Here is a 19,561-nt window from a genome sequence, read left to right as displayed (position 1 = left end):
GACCGCAACGTTCGCGCCCGCGCCATCGACACCATGGCATGCTGTGCAGCCACTCGACGAGACACCGGGGCGGCATGGAAACGGGAGATGAGGCGGGCATCGGCATGAGCAGCGCGAACCGCGCCCTGCATGCGGTGGTATCCGAGCTTGAAGCGCTGTTGCGCGGCGACGGCGAACGCCACTGGGCGGACTGGATGCGGCGCGTCATCACCCAGCTCGAGCAGGGCAATCCCGGCGCGCCGGAAAGCCTGCTGCGCGCCTACGGTGGCATGGGGTCTTTCAACGACCTCGCGCTTGGCCAGGATTACAGCAACGGCCACTTCCAGTGGAAGGCAGACGCTGGCGAGCTCAATGACCGCCTGGATGCGCTGCGCGGCCGTGCCTGGGAACTGGCGCGGGCGATCCGGGACGCTACCCCCGGCCCCCGTTGATCAGAGCGCCTGCTGACCTTTCAGCACCGGATAGGGGTTGATGGATTCGCCTTTCCACCACTGCTTTTCCGGGCCCAGTACGTGGATCTCGAAATGCAGGTGCGGCGCGTCGGGGCTGGCATTGCCGGTGCTGCCGACATAGCCGATCACCTCGCCACGCTTGATGGTCTTCTTCTCGGCCAGACCGTCGGCATAGCGGTCCAGGTGCGCGTAGTAGTAGCAGTAGCGGCCGCTCGGCTCGAACTGGTACACGGTCAGCCCGCCCCGCACGCTGTCGAACAACTTTTCGACCGTCCCATCGGCAACCGCCAGCACCGGCGTGCCGTTTGGCGCAAGGATGTCGATCGCATCGTGCACGCGACCTTCGCTGCGTGCATCGGTGAAGGTGTCCTGCAGTTGCTCGGCACCGATGCCCTGCACCGGGAGCAGCAAGGCGCCGGCCGCGTTTGCCGGTGCCGGTGCGGCACCGCCCGCGTCAGGCGCGGGCGGTGTGGGCGTGGTCTGGATCGGTACCGGCGTCGGGGCCGGGGTGGCAGCAGGTGGCGGTGGCGCATCGAGTGCGGCGCGGGTGGAACTCGTGGCCGAGCCTATCTTGGCCGGCTCGGCGGCTCCCAGGCGGGCAGAGGGGCCAGGCCCCAGCAGCCAGTACCCGACCACGCCGATGACCAGGCCCACCGCCAGCAGTCGCAGGATCTTCATCTGCTTACTCCTGCATCACGACCGGCACGGAGGCATCCACGGCGTCGGCCACCTGCAGCGCATCCCAGTTGGTCATGCGCACGCAGCCGTGCGATTCGGTCTTGCCAACGTGGCCGGGCTCCGGGGTGCCGTGCAGGCCGTAGTGCGGCTTGGAGATATCGATCCAGACCACGCCGACCGGATTGTTCGGGCCGGGCGGCAGCACCGCCTTGCTGTCACCGGCCTTGGCGTCCCAGAAGAGCTTGGGGTTGTAGTGGAAGGTCGGATCGCGCGAAATGCCCAGGATCTTCCACTTCCCGATCGGCAGCGGGTCATGCTTGCTGCCCGAGGAAACCGGGAACTGCGCATACACCTTGCCCTCGGCATCGAACAGGCGCAGCGTCGAGTCGGATTTGTCGATCACCAGCTTGCTGGCCTTGGCCAGCGGCGTGACGGCGATGTTCGGTACCTGGATCACACTGCCGGCCTTGCCCAGGTCCACGCCCGGGTTAAGGGTTTTGAGCAGTTCCGGCGAGGCATGGAAGCGTTCGCCCAGCGCCTCTTCCACCGAGCCGAAGCCGAGCGCTTTCAACTTGGCCTGCTCGGCCGGGCCCTTCGGCACGGGGTTGAACGGGCCGGCAACGTCCTCGGCGGTCAGCGTATAGCGCACCAGGGGCGGAGCGCTGTCCGGCTGCAGGGCCTTCCACGTCGCATCGTCCAGTTCGCCGGTGACCTTCAATCCTCGCGCGGCCTGGAAGCCGGAGACCGCGCGTTTCTGGTTCGAGCCGACTTCGCCATCGATCTGCCCCGGCGAGAAATGGGCGCGATCCAGCAACACCTGCGCGTGCAGATCAGAGCGGACGCCGGTCGCCACGGGTGTCTTGGCGGTGGCCGTGTCAGCGGGAGTGGGCGCGGGTGCCGTCTGTGCGACCGCCCAGCCGGAGGACGCTCCCAAGGCGAGGGCGAGCGCGGTGAGGCGGGCGATTCGGTGCAGGCGAAGGGACATCGGCAACTCCAGCGGGAACGTGTTTCCACCATGCCTGCCCGGTGTGCGCAGTCGCCGTGAAAACCCTGACGCCCGGCTGAGTGGCGTACGGGAACCCGCCTACGGCGCGCCTAAGGTGAATCCATTCACAGCGTGATCACGGCAGTCGGTCAAGCCGCTGGCCCTGGCGCCGATACCAGCCCACCCCCCACGTTTTTGGATGTCTCATGAATTATCTGCGCAACGTCAGTGTCGTCTGGCGTCTAGGTATGGGTTTTGGCCTGTTGTTGCTGCTGGTGGCGGCCGTCGTGGCCACCGGCGCGACCGGCAGCGCCGTGCAGAAGCGCGCGATGCAGCAGGTGGTCGAGGTCAACGTGACCAAGGTGAGGCTGCTCTCGGACATGCTCGATGCCAACAACCAGATGATGGTCGTGCGCCGGGAGATGCTGATCCGCCAGGGCGACGGTCTGGCCGATGACGAAGCGCGCATCGCCGCGCTGGTCGCGCGCTATGAAGCCAGCTGGGCCGCCTACCAGGCGCTGCCCACGCAACCCGAGGACAAGGCCATCGGCGAGGCCATCGCGGCGGCCCGCGCGGTGGCGCGTCCGCTCAACAAGCAGATGAGCGAACAGCTGCAGCAGGGTGATGTTGCCGGTGCCACGGCGCTCACCCTCGGCGCCGTGCAGCAGGCGGCCAATGGCTGGAACCAGGCGCTCAGCAATGGCGTGGTCTACGAGGAAAAGCAAAGCCGCCAGGCCGCTGCCGAGGCGATCCGGCTGGGTGAGCGGACCCTGCTGCAGTTGCTGGTGCTGGGGGCGATCGCGCTGGTGGTCGGCATCGCCGCCTCCGTGCTGATCGGCGGCAGCCTGACCGGTCCGCTGGCCCGCGCCGTCGGTCTGGCCAACCGGATGGCCAAGGGTGATCTGGCCGACGACGTGGATCTGGGCGGCCGCGATGAGATCACCCAGCTCGGCAACGCGATGGCCACGGTTCGGCAGAGCGTCCAGGGCGCCATCGCCGCGCAGCTGGACATGGCGCGTCAGCATGAAGCCGGGGCCATCAGCCATCGCATGGATGAGACGGCCTTCCCCGGCGATTTCGGGCGGATGATCCACGCCACGAACGCGTTGGTCGGGTCCCACGTCGCCGTCGAGTTCCACATGGTCGAGGTGATGCAGCGCTACGCGATCGGCGACCTCAGTCGCGACCTGGACAGCTACCCCGGCGAGAAGGCCGTGTTGACCACCACCATGGCCAACGTCAAGGACAGCCTGATGGCGATCAACCAGCAGATCGAGACGTTGGCCGCCGCCGCGCGTGCCGGTGACTTCTCGGTGCGCGGCAGCGAGCAGGCCTTCCAGTTCCAGTTCCGGGCCATGGTGGCCCAGCTCAACGGCATGATGGCCAGCTCACAGAGCAGCATCGCCGACCTGTCGCAGGTGCTGCGCGCGATCTCCACCGGCGACCTGACCGCGCGGATGGAGGGCCATTACGAGGGTGTCTTCGCGCAGATGCGCGACGATGCCACGGCGACCGCCGGGCAGTTGACCGGCATCGTGCGTCAGATCCAGGGCGCGGCCGGCAGCATCAACGATGCCGCGCAGGAACTGGCGGCCGGCCACAATGACCTGTCGCGCCGCACCGAGCAGCAGGCCGCCAATCTGGAGGAGGCGGCCGCGTCGATGGAAGAGCTGACCTCCACGGTCCGGCAGAACGCCGAACTGGCCAACCAGGCCGACCTTGAAGCCCATGCAGCCGGTGCCGCGGTCAAGGCGACCGAGCAGGCGATCGCGCAGATGGCGGCGGTGATGAGCCAGATCGACCAGTCCTCGGCGCGCATCGCCGAGATCTCCTCGGTCATCGACGGCATCGCGTTCCAGACCAACATCCTGGCGCTGAACGCTGCGGTGGAAGCGGCCCGCGCCGGCGAGAACGGGCGCGGCTTCGCGGTCGTCGCCACCGAGGTCCGGACCCTGGCCCAGCGTGCCGGCACCGCGGCCAAGGAGATCAAGGAGCTGATCGACGACGCCAGCGCCAACGTCAGGACCGGGCTGAATGTCACGGTGCAGTCCGAAGCGGCGATCGCCCGCCTGACCCAGGCCAGTTCGCGCACCAACCAGCTGATGAGCGACATCGCCGCGGCGACCAAGGAACAGGCCGCGGGCATCGAGCAGGTCAACCAGGTGGTAGTGCAGATGGACCAGGTCACCCAGCAGAATGCGGCGCTGGTGGAAGAAGCCACCGCCGCCAGCCGCGCGCTGGAGCAGCAGGCGCACGCACTGACCGGGTCGGTGGCGGTGTTCACCCTGGAACCCGATGCCACGGCGCGGGTCCGGCCGGCGCCGTTGCAGGCGGCATGACCGCGCGGCCCGCCGGGTAAACCGGAACGCCCCGCGTCGGCGGGGCGTTGTGCCGGTCGAACCACGCCGCCGGCGGACGGGCTCAGTCGTCGTTCTCTTCCGCCGCCTCGCGACCCTGCTGGCGGATCAGCGCTTCTTCGCGCGCATCGTTGATGGCATGGCGTACGCCATCCAGGTCGATGCTGCTTTCATCCTGTTCGAATTCGCCGGTCAGCACGCTGTCCGGCAGCAGGTCGCCGGCCTCGAACAGCGCCCACATCTCTTCGCCGTACCAGGTCTCCAGCAGTTCCGGCGCCCAGCGGCCCAGATAGGCGGTGAGGTTGTTGACGTCGCGCAGCAGCATCGTGCGCGCGGCGTTGTTGCCCGCCGCACTGACCACCTGCGGGAAATCGATCACCACCGGGCCTTCCGGGCCGACCAGCACGTTGTACGGCGACAGATCGCCGTGGATCAGGCCGCAGCACAGCATCCGCACCACCTGGCGGACCAGGATCCGGTGGAACTCGCGGGCCTGTTCAGGACTGAGCTCGACCTCGCCCAGGCGCGCGGCGGAATAGCCCTCGGCATCGGTGACCAGCTCCATCACCAGCACGCCGTGGAAGTAGCCGTACGGCTCAGGCACGCGCACGCCGGCATCGCGCAGCTGGTACAGCGCTTCGACCTCGGTGTTCTTCCAGGCCGCTTCCTGCTGCTTGCGGCCGTAATTGCTCGCCTTGCCCACGGCGCGCGCTTCGCGGCTGCCACGGACCTTGCGGCCTTCCTGGTACTGCACGCGCTGCTGGAAACTGCGCTGGGCCATGTCCTTGTAGACCTTGGCACAGCGCACATCGTCGCCGCTGCGGACCACGTATACCGCTGCTTCCTTGCCGCTCTTGAGCGGGCGGAGCACTTCATCGATCACGCCGTCGTCGATCAGCGCCTGCAAGCCTTGGGGGGTCTTCACGGTATCTCGGGAATCGGCTGGCGCGGGGCCTGCCCTGGAGGGGGAGGGATTTTCGCATCTTCGGGCCGGGGGAGCCATCGACCCGGCCCGGCGCAGTGAGGTCGTTCAGCTGCGTGTACGTGCGTGGCAGCTTGAAATCTGATTCACATCGGCGCGGCAGGCTGGGGCCACCTTCCAAGGAGTGTCGCCCATGATGCTGTCCCTGCTGCGCCGCACCGGTGCCGCCCTGGCCATGTTGCTGGCCGTTTCCACCGTGCATGCCCGCCCCGCGGCCACCGATACCGTGCTGATCGTGGTCAGCGGCGAAGGCCGCGACCAGGGCAAGACCCGTCCCGGCTTCGAGATGGACGAGTTCGCGCAGGCCTACCTGATCTTCCGCGACAACGGCCTGGCCGTGCAGGTCGCCAGCCCGCAAGGCGGACCGGTCGAGGCCGACAAGTTCAACGCCGAGGAGCCCTTCAACGCACGCGTCCTGGCCGATCCGGCCGCGGCCGCACTGCTGGCCGATACCCGCGCCACCGCGACCCTCAGCGCCGCCGACTATGCGGCGGTCTACGTGGTCGGTGGCAAGGGCGCGATGTTCGACCTGCCGGCCGACGCCGCGCTGCGGGGGCTGCTCGGCACGATGCACGACCGTGGCGCGGTGGTCGCGGCGGTCTGCCACGGCCCGGCCGCACTGGTGGACGTGCGGCTGGCGGACGGATCGCTGCTGGTGGCCGGGCGCCGCATGACCGGCTTCACCAATGCAGAGGAAGGGGTGTTCGGCAAGCGCTGGGCGAAGGAGTTTCCGTTCCTGCTGGAAACCGCGCTGCGCGAGCGTGGCGCGCGCTGGGAGCAGGCGCCGCTGATGATGCCCAAGCTGGTGGTGGACGGGCGCCTGATCACCGGGCAGAACCCCTATTCGACACCGGCCGTGGCCGAGGCGATCGTGCGGGCCACCGGCCGCACGCCGATCGCGCGCACGCCGTGGCGCGATGAGGCCAGCATGGCGCTGGTGCAGCGCCTGCTGGCCGGTGAAGGCGAGGCGGTCAAGCGCGAGCTGGCCAGCAACCGTACCGGCTATCACGATCAGCTGATCGGCGTGCTCGGCTACTACCAGCTGCAGGCCGCGCAGGACGATGCGGCTGTACGCGATGCGCTGTCGATCATGCAGCTGGCCGCCCCGTACATGAGCGAACCGCAGCTGCCGCTGGGCATCGCACAGGCGCATTGGCGGCTGGGCGAGGTGGCACAGGCGCGCGCGGTACTCGGCAAACTGCTGGAAACCCACCCGGACATGGCCGAAGCTAGGCAGCTCAAGGACACGATCGAAGGCTGACCCATGGACGATGGCCTGCACATCCTGGTGATCGAGGACAACCCGGCGCTGCGCACCGGCATGGCCACGCTGCTGGAGGCCCGCGGCCATCGCGTGGCCTTCGCCGCCGATGGCCGCAGTGGCCTGCGGATGGCATTGGAAGAACCGCCGGATGTGCTGGTACTGGACCTCACCCTTCCGGGCATGGATGGCCTGCGCGTATGCAGCCATCTGCGTGAGCAGGCCGACCGCCACATCCCGATCCTGATGCTGACCGCGCGCGACACGCTGGCCGACAAGCTGGTCGGCTTCCAGGCCGGTGCCGATGATTACCTGGTCAAACCGTTCGCAGGCGAGGAACTGCTGGCGCGGTGCCTGGCCCTGGCCCATCGGCACGGCCGACGCGACGGGCATGTGCTGCGCGTCGGATCTCTCGGCATCGACCGCCGCAGCGGGACCGTACACCGCGGTGAGCAGCCGATCGAGTTGCCGCAGACGGCCTACCGCCTGCTGGTGCTGCTTGCCGAAGCCTGGCCGCGTACGGTGACCCGCAGCGAGTTGATCCGGCGCCTCTGGGGCGATGAAGCACCGCCCTCGGATCCGCTGCGCTCGCATCTGTATCTGCTGCGACAGGGGCTGGACAAGCCCTTCGACCGGCCGATGCTCAAGACCGTGCACGAGGTCGGCTTCAGGCTGGAGGCCGACGCATGACGGCACGGGTGCATCGCCTGCGCAACCGGTTGATGCTGGCCTTCGCGGTGTTCGCGCTGGCGGTGGCCGGCCTGTTCGGCCTGTACGTGGCGGTGTTCGTGTACAGCGTCGAAGACCGGTTCTTCGATGCAATGCTTGAGCAGGAAGCGCAGCAGCAACTGGAGCAGCGGGCCGCGAGTGGGACCTGGTCGCCACCGCGCAATGCGTTCATGGCGGTCCATGACAGCCCTGCCAGCTTCCCCACGGATCTCAAGGCCACCTTCGATGCTGAGCCGTGGCGCCGCGAGATCGGCGGCACCGAAGGGCGGCACTATCACCTGCGCGCGCTGCCGCCGGGCGGAGCCGGTACACCGGGATGGCTGGTCGCCGAGGTCAGCCAGCAGCTGGTGGTGCGGCCGATGCGCAGCCAGATTCTGGCGCTGCTGGTCTGGTCCGGGCTGGCCGTGGTGGTGGTCGCCATCCTGGCCGGCGCATGGCTGGCGCGACGGACCACGCGTCCCTTGTCGAAGCTGGCGGCGCTGGTCGACGGCATGGCGCCGGACAGGTTGCCGGTGGGGTTCGCCGGGGACTTCCCCGATGACGAGGTCGGCGTGCTCGCCCGCGGCCTGGACAATCTGAGCGGGCGCGTGCGTGCCTTCATTGCGCGCGAGCATGCCTTTACCCGTGATGCCAGCCATGAGCTGCGCACGCCCCTGGCGGTGATCCGCAGTGCCACCGAACAGCTGGCCAGCGAACCTGGCCTGTCCGGGGCCGGGCGGCGGCAGCTCGCGCATGTCCAGCATTCGGCGCGTCAACTCGAACAGACCGTCATCACCCTGCTGACACTGGCCCGCGAAGAGAACGTGGAACAGGACGCGACGCCACTGGCGGTGCTGCCGGTGCTGGAACAGGTGGTGGTCGAGCAGGCCGTGCTGCTGGAGGGCAAGCCGGTGGCGGTGCGGGTGGACGTGCCAGCCGACGTGAGGCTGCCGGTACCGGGGCCGGTGCTGCACATGCTGCTGGCCAATCTTGTCGGCAATGCGTTCGCGCATACCCGGGCGGGTGAGGTGTACATCGATGTGGCGGCTGGACGACTGCGCATCCGCAACACGGCGCCGGCAGGTGACCCTGACACGATCATGCAGCCATTCGCGAAAGGCGAGGGCAGCGCCGGCTTCGGGCTCGGCTTGGCGATCGTGCACCGGCTGTGCGACCGCTTCGCCATCGATCTGCGCATCGAGGGAACCGAGCACGCCACGGTCGCCAGTTTCAGCGTGCAGTAAGATGCACGGCCGGCCCTGCGCGTATGTCAGGACTTGCCGGCCGCTCGCTTGCGGGCGCCGGTCGCTGCCGTCTTTTTCGCCGGCGCCCCGGTGGCGGTTTTCGAGGCTGCTTTGCCGGTGGCCTGCTTGGCGACGGTCTTCTTCGTCGCCTTCTTTACCGTTTTCTTGATCGCGGTTTTCGTCGTCGCTTTTTCAGCGGCCTGCTTCGCCGTCTTCTTTGCAGTCTTCTTGGTGGCCTTCGCGGGCGCTGCTTTCGCAGCGGCCTTCTTCGCAGCTGTTTTCTTTACCGCTGCCTTCTTCGTCGCCGCGGTCTTCGAGGTCTTCGTGGTCTTGGCGGCGGTCTTGTTCGCACTACCGCTCTTCTTCCCGCCACCATCCTGCTTGTTGACCGTGGCCCAGGCGATGCGCTCCGCAGCCGCTTCGCTGCGGCCCTGGTCTTTCTCGCTTTCCTCGATGTGCTCGGCGTTGCGCTTCTGCTTGTCGGTATAGCTGGATTTATCACCGCGCGGCATGGTCATGCTCCTGTCTGGTGACGAAGGTGGCGCCGCTCAGGAGAGCGTGCGCACCTTCGGTTCGCGGGCCCACTGCCGCGTAGCGGCGGCGGCAAGGAAGGCCTTGGCATCCTCGGCTTCCACCACCCCGGCATCGTTGCCGACACGCGCGATCTTCAACAGCGCCTGCGCGCCATCATCGGCGGCGATCGCCTTCAGGTGGACCCAGGCATCGCTGACGAAATCGATTGCGGCCGATTCCTTGCCCAGCTTCTTTGCCGCCTCGGGGCTGAGTACGACGGCCACCGCATCGAAGACCACCGACGGCGTACCGGCCAGCTGGCCATCCGCCGCCAGCGTCTTGCCGTCACTGAGCCTGGCGCCGCCGATCTTGGGCGCAACCAGCTTGACGCTGGCGCCGGCCTTGTCGGCCGCCTTGCGCAGGTTGGCGATCAGCGCCGCATCGGAGCCCTCGTCGAACAGGATGCCGATGCAGCGACCGGTCAGCAGGTCCTTGGTGCGGCCGATGATGCGCACTTCCGGCGCCTTCGGGAAATCCTGCGCCGGGGTCTGGGTGGCGGCCGGCTCGGGCAGGGCCGGCATCGCCAGACCATCGGCAACCCGCTTGGCCAGGGCCTCATCGATGTTGCGCAGATGGCTCACGGTGCGCTCGCGCACCTTGACCGTCTCCACCTTGGACAGCTCGAACACCAGCGCCGAGGCCAGATGGGCCTGTTCCGGTGCCTCCAGGCTGCGGAAGAACATCCGGGCCTGGCTGTAGTGATCGGCGAAGCTGTCTGCCCGCACGCGCCCCTTGCGGCCGTCATCCGGCGCGGTGGCGTGGCTCGGGAAGCCATCGGCGGTCTCGCGCGGGCTGTCGCCCTGCAGCGAACTGGGATCGTAGGCGACCCGTCCCTTGGGGATGTTCATCTGCATGTGCCCGTCGCGCTGATGATTGGCGAAGGGGCACTTGGGCGCATTGACCGGAATCTGATGGAAGTTCGGGCCGCCCAGGCGGCTGAGCTGGGTATCCAGGTAGGAGAACAGGCGGCCCTGCAGCAGCGGATCGTTGCTGAAGTCGATGCCCGGCGGCACGTTGGCCGGGCAGTAGGCGACCTGCTCGGTTTCGGCGAAGAAGTTGTCCGGCCAGCGGTCCAGCACCATGCGCCCGATCACGGTCAGCGGCACCAGCGACTCGGGAATGATCTTGGTCGAATCCAGATGGTCGAACGGGAAGGCCTCGGCCTGTTCCTCGGTGAACAGCTGTACCGCCAGTTCCCACTCGGGGAAGTTGCCGGTGGTGATCGCCTCGAACAGATCACGGCGGTGGAAGTCGTTGTCCGCGCTCTGCAGCTTCACCGCCTCGTCCCAGACGGTGGACTGGATGCCCAGCTTCGGCCGCCAGTGGAATTTGACGAAGGTCGACTCGCCGGCATCGTTGATCAGGCGGAAGCTGTGGATGCCGAAGCCCTCGATGGTGCGCAGCGAGCGCGGAATCGTGCGGTCGCTCATCGCCCACATGATCATGTGCATCGACTCGGGCATCAGCGAGACGAAGTCCCAGAAGGTGTCGTGCGCGCTGGCTGCCTGCGGGAATGCCCGGTCCGGCTCCATCTTCACCGCGTGGATCAGGTCGGGGAACTTGATCGCGTCCTGGATGAAGAACACCGGGATGTTGTTGCCGACCAGGTCCCAGTTGCCCTCCTTGGTATAGAACTTGACCGCGAAGCCGCGCACGTCACGCGGGGTGTCGACCGACCCGGCGCCACCGGCCACGGTGGAGAAGCGGGTGAACACCGGGGTGCGTACGCCCACTTCGTTGAGGATCCGCGCCCTTGTGTACTCGCCAAGCGAGCGGGTCAGCTCGAAATAGCCGTGCGCCGCGCTGCCGCGGGCATGCACGATGCGCTCGGGGATGCGCTCGTGATCGAAGTGGGTGATCTTCTCGCGCAGGATGAAGTCTTCCAGCAGGGTCGGCCCGCGCGGGGTGGCGCGCAGCGAGTTCTGGTTGTCACCGACCGGAATGCCCTGGTTGGTGGTCAGCCCGGGGTGGCCGTTGCCCGCGCGCTGGTGCAGTTCATCCCCTTCGCCGCGGACATCGGTGGCGGGTGCGGGGGCGTTCTTCGTGCTTTTCTTGCTGGCGGCCATGAGGCGACTCCGGGAGCTGGCGGGAAGGGGGATCACCTCACACTGGCGGGCCGGGCGTTAATCGAAGGTGCGAAAACACGACGCTGCTTGCACCCGCGCTTCACATGCGGCGCCCGGGCGCTGGGTGAGGCGCGCGCGGGCAGGTATCCTTGGGCGCGTCTTCTCCTGTCTTTCCCAGCCGCATGCGCGTTGAACCCGCCGACATCGAAGCCCTGTTTGATGCGATCCCCGACGTCCTGTTCTTCATGAAGGACTGCGACGGGCGCTATACGCACATCAACCAGACCATGCTGCGCCGGCTGGGGCTGAAGTCGCGCAAGGAGGTGATCGGGCGGACCGCGGCGGAGATCTATCCCACCGGCCTGGGGGCCGATTACGCCACCCAGGACGAGCAGGTGCTGGCCGGCAAGGTCATCGAGAACCTCATGGAACTGCATCTGTTCGCCAACCGCGAGCCGGGCTGGTGCCTGACCTGCAAGCGGCCGCTGCTGGTGGATGGGCAGATCCGCGGGTTGATCGGCATCTCGCGCGACCTCGGCCAGAAGGACAGCCTGGGCACCCAGTACGAACAGCTGCGCCTGGCCCTGGCCCATCTGAATGCGCATTACGCCGAGAACGTGCGCATGCAGACCCTGCTCGACATCACCGGCTTCTCGCTGTCCAAGCTGGAGCGCACCTTCCGCAAGGTGTTCCAGATGACCCCGCAGCAGGTGCTGACCCGGCTGCGCATCCAGATGGCGGTGCACCTGCTGCACGGCCCAGACAGCATTGCCAGCATCGGGCAGGCCTGTGGCTTCACCGACCAGAGTGCGTTCACCCGCAAGTTCAAGGCCGAGGTCGGGCTGTCGCCCCGGGCCTATCGCGCCCAGATCGGGGAGCGCGCCGCCGCCTGAGGCGGGGTGGGGCTTGTGGCCTATGCCGCCGCGCGGCCGACAGGGTATGGTGTCGCACTTGTTGCCCGCCAATCGATTCCGATGCCCGCATCCCAGACTCCGGCTCCTGCCACTCCGCCCGCCGATACCCGCCTCGGGCACGCGCTCAAGCCCCGCCAGCTGATCATGATGGGCCTGGGCAGCGCGATCGGCGCCGGCCTGTTCCTCGGCTCCGGCGTGGGCGTCCAGGCCGCCGGCCCGGCGGTCCTGCTGTCGTATCTGGTGGCCGGCGCGCTGGTGATCATCGTGATGAACGCGCTGGGCGAAATGGCCGCAGCCAAGCCGACCAGCGGCGCGTTCTCGGTGTACGCCGCTGATGCCATGGGGGCCACTGCCGGTGCCACGGTGGGCTGGCTGTGGTGGGTGCAGCTGGTGATCGTGATCGCCGCCGAAGCGGTCGGTGCGGCTGGCCTGCTCGCCACGGTGTGGCCGGCGATCCCGGTGCCGATGGCTGCGCTGGCCTTCATGCTGTTCTTCACCGCGATCAACCTGCTCGGGGTGAAGAACTTCGGCGAGTTCGAATTCTGGTTCGCGATCCTGAAAGTGGCCGCGATCGTCGGCTTCATCCTGATCGGCGTGGCGCTGCTGATGGGCTGGCTGCCGGACGTGGCCTCGCCTGGCCTGCGCAACTTCACCGAGCACGGCGGTTTCATGCCCAAAGGCCTGGCCGGCATCGGCGCGGCGCTGCTGGTGGTGGTGTTCGCCTTCGGCGGCACCGAGATCGTGGCGGTGGCCGCGGCGGAAACCGAAGATCCCGAGCGCAGCATCGCCCGCGCGATCCGCACCGTGGCCTGGCGCATCCTGGTGTTCTACATCGGCTCGCTGAGCGTGATCATCGCGGTGGTGCCGTGGACCAGCGAGGCCCTCCGCTCGCCGTTCGCCGCGGTGCTCGAAGCGGCCAAGATTCCTGGCGCAGCCACGGCGATCACGTTGATCGCGGTGATCGCGCTGTTGTCGGCGCTCAACGCCAATCTGTACGGCGCGTCGCGGATGATGTACTCGTTGGCCCAGCGTCGCGAGGCGCCGGCCGTGCTGGGCTGGACCGATCCGCGCCAGGTGCCGATCATCGCGGTGCTGGCCAGCGTGCTCTTCGGCTTTGCGGCGACGGTGATGGAGCTGCTGTTCCCGGACAAGGTACTGCCGGTACTGCTCAACATCGTGGGTTCGACGTGTCTGCTGGTCTGGACCATCTCGCTGCTGTCGCAGTTGATCCTGCGCCACCGTGCCAACCGCGACGGCACCCGCTTGCCGTTCCGAATGGCGGGGTATCCATATTTGACGGTGATCGGGTTGGGGGTGCTGGCGCTGATCTTCGGCCTGCTGCTGTCCGAGTCGCACACGCGCCTGCAGTTCCTGTCGATGGCCGCGCTGACGGCGGTGATCGCCATCAGCAGCGAAGTCGCCCGCCGCGTGCGCGCCAGCCGCCGGGCCGACTGACCCCGGGCGGGTGGTGGGTGCCGACCGTTGGTCGGCACACCCCGCAAGGGCACGCAACAAAAAACGGCCCGCGCGATGCGGGCCGTTTTCATTCCAGATGCATGCCGATCAAGGTAGGTACCGACCGTTGGTCGGTACGCCTGTCAGGCATCGTGCCGACCAACGGTCGACACCTACACCTCCACGCCCTCGTCTTCCTTGTACGCATCGACCGGGATGCAGGCGCACATCACGTTCTTGTCGCCGTACACGTTGTCCACGCGCGCCACCGGCGGCCAGTACTTCTGCTGGCGCAGGCTGGCCAGCGGGAAGGCCGCCAGCTCGCGCGGGTAGGCGTGGGCCCACTCGCTGGCCGACACCACCGCAGCGGTATGCGGGGCGTGCTTGAGCGGGTTGTCCTCGCGGTCCAGGCGGCCGTCTTCGATCGCAGCGATCTCTTCGCGGATCTGGATCATCGCGTTGATGAAGCGATCCAGTTCGTGCAGCGATTCGCTTTCGGTCGGCTCCACCATCAGCGTGCCGGCGACCGGGAAGCTCAGGGTCGGGGCGTGGAAGCCGAAGTCGATCAGGCGCTTGGCCACGTCCTCGGCGCCGATGCCGGAGGTCTTCTCCAGCGGACGCACGTCCAGGATGCACTCGTGCGCCACCAGGCCGTTGCGGCCGGTGTACAGGGTCTTGAAGTGCGGGGCCAGGCGCCTGGCGATGTAGTTGGCGTTGAGCAGGGCGACCTGGGTCGCCTTGCGCAGGCCGGCGGTGCCCATCAGCGTGATGTACATCCAGCTGATCGGCAGGATCGAGGCGCTGCCGAAGCTGGCCGCGCTGACCATGCCCACATCGCCTTCGCCGCCAAGCACCTTCGGCAGGAACGGGGCGAGGTGCGACTTGACCGCACACGGGCCCACGCCCGGGCCGCCGCCGCCGTGCGGAATGCAGAAGGTCTTGTGCAGGTTCAGGTGCGACACGTCCGAGCCCCACTTGCCGGGCTTGGCCACGCCGACCAGGGCGTTCATGTTGGCGCCGTCGGTGTACACCTGGCCGCCGTGCTTGTGCACGATCTCGCAGATTTCCACCACTTCTTCCTCGAACACGCCGTGCGTGGAGGGATAGGTGATCATCAGCGCGGCCAGGCGGTCGCTGTACTTCTCCGCGTTGACGCGGATGTCGTCCAGGTCGACGTTGCCGTTGGCATCGGTCTTGGTCACCACGACCTTCATGCCGCACATCTGTGCCGAGGCCGGGTTGGTGCCGTGCGCCGAATCCGGGATCAGGCAGACGTCGCGATGGCCTTCGCCGCGCGAGCGGTGGTAGGCGCGGATCGCCAGCAGGCCGGCGTACTCGCCCTGCGCGCCGGAGTTCGGCTGCAGGCTGACCGCGTCATAGCCGGTGCATTCCACCAGCATCGCTTCCAGGCCGTCGATCAGTTCCTTGTAGCCGGTGGCCTGGTCGGCCGGGGCCAGCGGATGGATGTTGGCGAACTCCGGCCAGGTCACCGGAATCATCTCGGCGGTGGCGTTGAGCTTCATGGTGCAGCTGCCCAGCGGGATCATGGTGCGATCCATCGCCAGGTCCTTGTCCGCCAGCGAACGCAGGTAACGCAGCAGTTCGTGCTCGCTGTGGTGGGTGTTGAACACCGGGTGGGTCAGGAATTCGCTGGTACGCACCAGGCCGGCCGGCAGCGCATCGGCGGTGGCGGCGTCGAGGGCATCGACATCCACCGTGGCACCAAACAGCTGGCCGAGCGCGACGATGTCGGCGCGGGTGGTGGTTTCATCCAGGCTGATGCCGACCGCGTCGCTGTCGATCGCGCGCAGGTTGATGCGCGCCGCGGCGGCCTTGGCGTGGATCGCCTTGGCATCGACATCCTTGACGTGCAGGGTGTCGAAGAAGTGCTCGCCCACGTTGACGCCGGCAGCGCGCAGCGCACTGGCCAGGATCGCGGCCAGGCGATGGGTGCGGCGGGCGATGCGGGTCAGCCCTTCCGGACCGTGGTACACCGCATACATCGACGCCATCACCGCCAGCAGCACCTGGGCGGTACAGATGTTGGAGGTCGCCTTCTCGCGGCGGATGTGCTGCTCGCGGGTCTGCAGGGTCAGGCGGTAGGCGGCATTGCCCTGCGCATCGACCGAGACACCGATCAGGCGGCCCGGCATCGAGCGCTTGTACGCATCGCGGCAGGCCATGAAGGCGGCATGCGGGCCGCCGAAGCCGAACGGCACGCCGAAGCGCTGCGAGTTGCCGACCACGATGTCCGCGCCCCATTCGCCGGGGGCGGCGATCAGGGTCAGTGCGAGCAGGTCGGTGGCCACCGCGACCAGGCCGCCGCGCGCGTGCACGGCATCGGCCAGCGCCTTGTAGTCGCCGATATGGCCAAAGGTGTCCGGATACTGCAGCAGCACGCCGTAGGCTTCGGCTTCCATCGCCTCGGCCGGGGTGCCCACGCGCAGCACGATGCCCATCGGCTCGGCACGGGTGCGCAGCAGTTCCAGCGTCTGCGGGTGCACCGCGTCGTGCACGAAGAAGGTGTCGGACTTGCTCTTGGCCGAGCGCTTGGCCAGCGTCATCGCTTCGGCGGCGGCGGTGGCTTCATCGAGCAGCGAGGCGTTGGCGATCTCCATGCCGGTCAGGTCGGCGCACAGGGTCTGGAAGTTGATCAGCGCTTCCATGCGGCCCTGCGAGATCTCGGCCTGGTACGGGGTGTAGGCGGTGTACCACGCCGGGTTTTCCAGCACGTTGCGCAGGATGACGTTCGGGGTGAGCGTGCCGTAGTAGCCCTGGCCGATGAAGGTGCGGAACACCTGGTTCTTGTCAGCGATGGCGCGGATCTTGGCCAGTGCCTGCACTTCGGTCAGCGACTCGGGCAGGTCCAGCGGGGCCGGCGACTTGATCCCGGCCGGGACGATCGCATCGGTCAGCGCATCCAGCGAGGCGTGGCCGACCACGTCGAGCATCTGCGCGATTTCGGCGTCGTTGGGGCCGATGTGGCGTTCGACGAACGCGTGGCTGTGTTCAAGCTCGCGCAGGGAGGGGGTGTTCTGGGACATGGCTGGCATCTCGGAGAGTGGGCACGCACGTTCGGAAGGCGGCCGGGCCAGGGCGCGTCGCGGGCGACAGCGATCCACCGGACCTTGCGGTCTTCCTGAGTGCCCCTCTGTCCTTTTGCCTGAGAGTTTAAAAGCGCGCATCGGCGTGCTTCGTGCCCCTTCGGCGCCGGCACTCGCCGGTCTCTCCAGAGTTTTGGTACGGGTGGTATCGGGCCTGAGCGATTACGGGCGTTGCGCCTTCGGCAGCGGGTGCTTCAAAACAAAGCGCCGCTTCTCCCACCATGTAGCCCGGCGATTATAGCCCAGCGCTTCCACTCGCTGGGCCTTTCCAGCACCTGAATACGGGGACGCACGGACCCCGGAAACCGCGCCTGGCCATGGTGCCGGGGGCGGCAAAGGCCTATGATCACCGGATCCTCGTATTCATCTGGCGCCGCCCGTTCCGGGCTGGCGCCCGCCGTGCATTGCGCATGGCCGCTGACGGAAGCCCGCATGACGCCCGCCTCGCCCTCGACCCGCCGCCTGGCCCTGCTGCTCGCAGGCCTGGCGATGTTCGGTCCGTTCTCGATCGACACCATTTTCCCGGCGTTCCTGCTGCTGGGCGACCGCATGCAGGTGGACCAGGTCGCGGTACAGCAGACCATCAGCGTGTACCTGCTGTTCTACGGGTTGATGAGCCTGGCGCACGGCCCGCTGTCGGATGCGTTCGGCCGGCGCCGGGTGATCATCGGCGGGCTGGTGCTGTTCATCGGCGCCTCGATCGGGTGTGCGCTCTCACGTGACATGACCACGCTGCTGGTGTTCCGTGCCCTGCAGGGCGTGACCGCCGGCGTCGGCGTGATCGTCGGCCGTGCGGTGATCCGTGATCTGTACCACGGTGCCGACGCGCAGCGGTTGATGAGCCAGGTCTCGATGATCTTCGGCGTCGCGCCGGCGATCGCGCCGATCATCGGCGGTTGGATCCTGCTCGGTGGCGGCGACTGGCCGCTGATTTTCTGGTTCCTGGTGCTGTTCGGCGTGGTGCTGCTGCTGGCCACCGGCAAGTGGCTGCCCGAAACCCATCCGGTCGAGGCCCGCACGCCGCTGTCGATGCGCGCGCTGCTGCGCAGCTATGCCCGCATGGGCTCCAACCCGCGCCTGCTCCGTCTGGCCGCGGCCGGTGCCTTCAACTTCTCCGGCATCTTCCTGTACATCGCGTCCGCGCCGGTGTTCGTGATGCAGCATCTGCAACTGGGCGAGGGCGGCTTTGCGTGGTTGTTCATCCCCACCATCGGCGGCATGACCATGGGCTCGTTCCTGTCCGGTCGGATGGCGGGCCGGCTCACCGCGCAGCGGCAGATCGCGATCGGGTTCGGGCTGTGTGCGGTCTCGGCGCTGTTGAACGTCGGTTACGTGGTGTCGGTGCCGCAGATCGCGCTGCCGTGGGCAGTGATGCCGATCTTCCTTGGCGGTGTCGGCATGGCGCTGATCTTCCCGATCCTGGCGTTGGCCGTGCTGGACATGTATCCGCATCAGCGCGGCCTGGCCTCGTCCATGCAGATGTTCATCCAGCTGATGATCAACACCGTGGTGGCCGGCGTGGTCTCGCCGATGCTCAGCAGCAACCCGCTGCATCTGGCCCTGGGCTACGCAGGCTTCTTCGCCATCGGCGGCAGCTTCTGGTACTGGGAGCGGCACTGCGAACGCCGCCGCGACCTGCTCACGCCGATCGAGTGAGCCACACGCACGCCCCGCCTGCACAGAATGCAGGCGTGGCGCCGTTGTCTACGCCTCGCCGCGGCGTATCCTGTTCGCTCGCCAGCCAGTTCGTGCATCACGACAGCCACTACGCTCCCCTGCGGACCCCATGTCCGCCGCAACCCAGGGTGATTGCATGGCTGCACAGCAGACCTACCGCCTGTTCGACGTCGCGCTGAAGCAGCGCACGGTTCTCTCCCCCTCGCTGATCCGCATGGTCTTCGCCGCGCCCGACGTGGCCAACATGAAGACCGAGGGACCGGACCAGCGCATCAAAGTGTTCTTCCCATTGCCCGGCCAGGCAGCACCGGAGGTGCCGCAAGGCGAGGACTGGTACGCACGTTATCGCGCGCTGCCCGATACCGAGCGTGCGCCGATGCGCACCTACACCCTCCGCGCGCTGCGCCCTGACGCCGGCGAGGTCGATGTCGATTTCGTGCTGCATGGCCCGACCGGGCCCGCCTCGCGCTGGGCCATGCAGGCGCGCGTCGGTGATCGGGTCGGCCTGCTGGCGCCGGACGCGCAGGTCGAGGCCAGCAGCGAAGGGTACGAGTGGAAACCGCCGGCGCAGGTGAAGCGGGTGCTGCTGGTCGCCGACGACACCGCGCTGCCGGCCGTGGCCGGCATTCTGGAGGCGCTGGCCCAGTGGCCGCAGCCGCCGGAAGTGCAGGCCTTCCTGGAGGTCGAGCACGAGGCGGATGTGCTGCCGCTGCAGGCACCGCTTGGTGCGCAGCTGTTCTGGCTCGCGCGCGAGGGCGCCGCGCATGGCCAGCGGCTGCAGGACGCGGTGCGGGCGCGGATCGGCCCGTCCGGCATCGGTGGCGGTGAGCAGCCCCTGGCCGAGATCGACATCGACCAGGACATCCTGTGGGAGCAGGCCAGCGCCGAGCAGGACGGGCTGTATGCCTGGGTCGCCGGTGAAGCCGGGGCAGTCATGGCGATCCGCCGGCATCTGGTGAAGACATGCGGGATCGACCGTCGGGCCATCACCTTCATGGGCTATTGGCGGCGCGGAAAAGTCCTCGATTGAACTGGCCACGCAGGCTCCAGCACGGGCCCGCCAAGGCCCGTGCGGTATCCTTGGCGCTTTGCCGCAGTCCGGATT

At 67.8% G+C, this 19,561-nt stretch carries 15 protein-coding genes and 1 riboswitch; of the genes, 9 read left to right on the top strand and 6 right to left on the bottom strand.

The window, feature by feature from the left end; all coding sequences use genetic code 11:
* The first annotated feature begins 104 nt into the window (after window positions 1-104).
* Entirely contained in the window at window positions 105-431 is a 327-nt protein-coding gene (locus tag OC373_RS04585) for a hypothetical protein (protein ID WP_019183488.1), read from the top strand.
* Here OC373_RS04585 and OC373_RS04580 read toward each other — a convergent pair whose 3' ends face one another.
* Entirely contained in the window at window positions 432-1,130 is a 699-nt protein-coding gene (locus OC373_RS04580; protein WP_102788115.1) for a M23 family metallopeptidase, read from the bottom strand.
* 4 nt (window positions 1,131-1,134) lie between these two features.
* Complete coding sequence (locus OC373_RS04575) at window positions 1,135-2,115, bottom strand: L,D-transpeptidase (protein ID WP_261997145.1); 981 nt, start codon at window positions 2,113-2,115, stop codon at window positions 1,135-1,137.
* Window positions 2,116-2,321: 206 nt separating this feature from the next.
* Between OC373_RS04575 and OC373_RS04570 the strand changes: the two genes are divergently transcribed.
* A complete protein-coding gene (locus OC373_RS04570; protein ID WP_261997144.1) occupies window positions 2,322-4,454 on the top strand; it encodes a methyl-accepting chemotaxis protein in 2,133 nt (710 codons plus the stop codon).
* 82 nt (window positions 4,455-4,536) lie between these two features.
* Here the strand turns inward: OC373_RS04570 and OC373_RS04565 are convergent, their stop codons facing one another.
* Entirely contained in the window at window positions 4,537-5,397 is an 861-nt protein-coding gene (locus tag OC373_RS04565; protein WP_070425688.1) for a PA4780 family RIO1-like protein kinase, read from the bottom strand.
* Window positions 5,398-5,587: 190 nt separating this feature from the next.
* Between OC373_RS04565 and OC373_RS04560 the strand changes: the two genes are divergently transcribed.
* From OC373_RS04560 to OC373_RS04550, 3 genes are read left to right on the top strand one after another with little or no spacing between them, the layout of a single operon-like run.
* A complete protein-coding gene (locus OC373_RS04560; protein WP_261997143.1) occupies window positions 5,588-6,715 on the top strand; it encodes a DJ-1/PfpI family protein in 1,128 nt (375 codons plus the stop codon).
* Window positions 6,716-6,718: 3 nt separating this feature from the next.
* A complete protein-coding gene (locus tag OC373_RS04555; protein ID WP_261997142.1) occupies window positions 6,719-7,405 on the top strand; it encodes a response regulator transcription factor in 687 nt (228 codons plus the stop codon).
* Window positions 7,402-8,667, top strand: coding sequence for a HAMP domain-containing sensor histidine kinase (locus OC373_RS04550; RefSeq protein ID WP_261997141.1), 1,266 nt, complete (start codon window positions 7,402-7,404; stop codon window positions 8,665-8,667). Before OC373_RS04555 ends, OC373_RS04550 begins: the two co-directional genes overlap by 4 nt.
* 26 nt (window positions 8,668-8,693) lie before the next feature.
* Here the strand turns inward: OC373_RS04550 and OC373_RS04545 are convergent, their stop codons facing one another.
* Both OC373_RS04545 and OC373_RS04540 read right to left on the bottom strand, forming a co-directional pair.
* On the bottom strand, window positions 8,694-9,179 hold the full coding sequence (locus tag OC373_RS04545; protein WP_070425685.1) for a HupB: 486 nt from the start codon (window positions 9,177-9,179) through the stop codon (window positions 8,694-8,696).
* Window positions 9,180-9,215: 36 nt separating this feature from the next.
* Entirely contained in the window at window positions 9,216-11,306 is a 2,091-nt protein-coding gene (locus tag OC373_RS04540) for a catalase (RefSeq protein ID WP_019183478.1), read from the bottom strand.
* Between the two features lie 182 nt (window positions 11,307-11,488).
* On the opposite strand from OC373_RS04540, the gene OC373_RS04535 reads away from it, so the two are divergent.
* Together OC373_RS04535 and OC373_RS04530 are read left to right on the top strand one after the other, a co-directional pair.
* Window positions 11,489-12,199 carry an AraC family transcriptional regulator gene (locus OC373_RS04535; protein ID WP_019183477.1) on the top strand — a complete coding sequence of 237 codons (711 nt, stop codon included), beginning with the start codon at window positions 11,489-11,491 and terminating at the stop codon, window positions 12,197-12,199.
* 75 nt (window positions 12,200-12,274) lie between these two features.
* The gene (locus OC373_RS04530) at window positions 12,275-13,675 is read left to right on the top strand and encodes an amino acid permease (protein WP_167390317.1); all 1,401 of its coding nucleotides are present in this window, start codon (window positions 12,275-12,277) and stop codon (window positions 13,673-13,675) included.
* Window positions 13,676-13,848: 173 nt separating this feature from the next.
* On the opposite strand, the gene gcvP is transcribed toward OC373_RS04530, so the two are convergent.
* The gene (gene gcvP / locus OC373_RS04525; protein ID WP_261997140.1) at window positions 13,849-16,719 is read right to left on the bottom strand and encodes an aminomethyl-transferring glycine dehydrogenase; all 2,871 of its coding nucleotides are present in this window, start codon (window positions 16,717-16,719) and stop codon (window positions 13,849-13,851) included.
* A 97-nt stretch (window positions 16,720-16,816) separates the two neighbouring features.
* A riboswitch (glycine riboswitch) is annotated at window positions 16,817-16,918 on the bottom strand.
* Between the two features lie 293 nt (window positions 16,919-17,211).
* Between gcvP and OC373_RS04520 the strand changes: the two genes are divergently transcribed.
* Both OC373_RS04520 and OC373_RS04515 read left to right on the top strand, forming a co-directional pair.
* Complete coding sequence (locus tag OC373_RS04520) at window positions 17,212-18,435, top strand: multidrug effflux MFS transporter (RefSeq protein WP_046273972.1); 1,224 nt, start codon at window positions 17,212-17,214, stop codon at window positions 18,433-18,435.
* 157 nt (window positions 18,436-18,592) lie between these two features.
* Window positions 18,593-19,486: a siderophore-interacting protein gene (locus tag OC373_RS04515; RefSeq protein ID WP_261997139.1), complete on the top strand. Its 894-nt coding sequence runs from the start codon at window positions 18,593-18,595 to the stop codon at window positions 19,484-19,486.
* The last annotated feature ends 75 nt before the right edge of the window (window positions 19,487-19,561 follow it).

The organism is Stenotrophomonas sp. Ste96 (genome assembly GCF_024519495.1).
GTDB lineage: Bacteria > Pseudomonadota > Gammaproteobacteria > Xanthomonadales > Xanthomonadaceae > Stenotrophomonas > Stenotrophomonas bentonitica_A.
The sequence above is the reverse complement of the archived record's forward strand: the minus strand, read 5'-3'. Positions and strand labels throughout refer to the sequence as shown.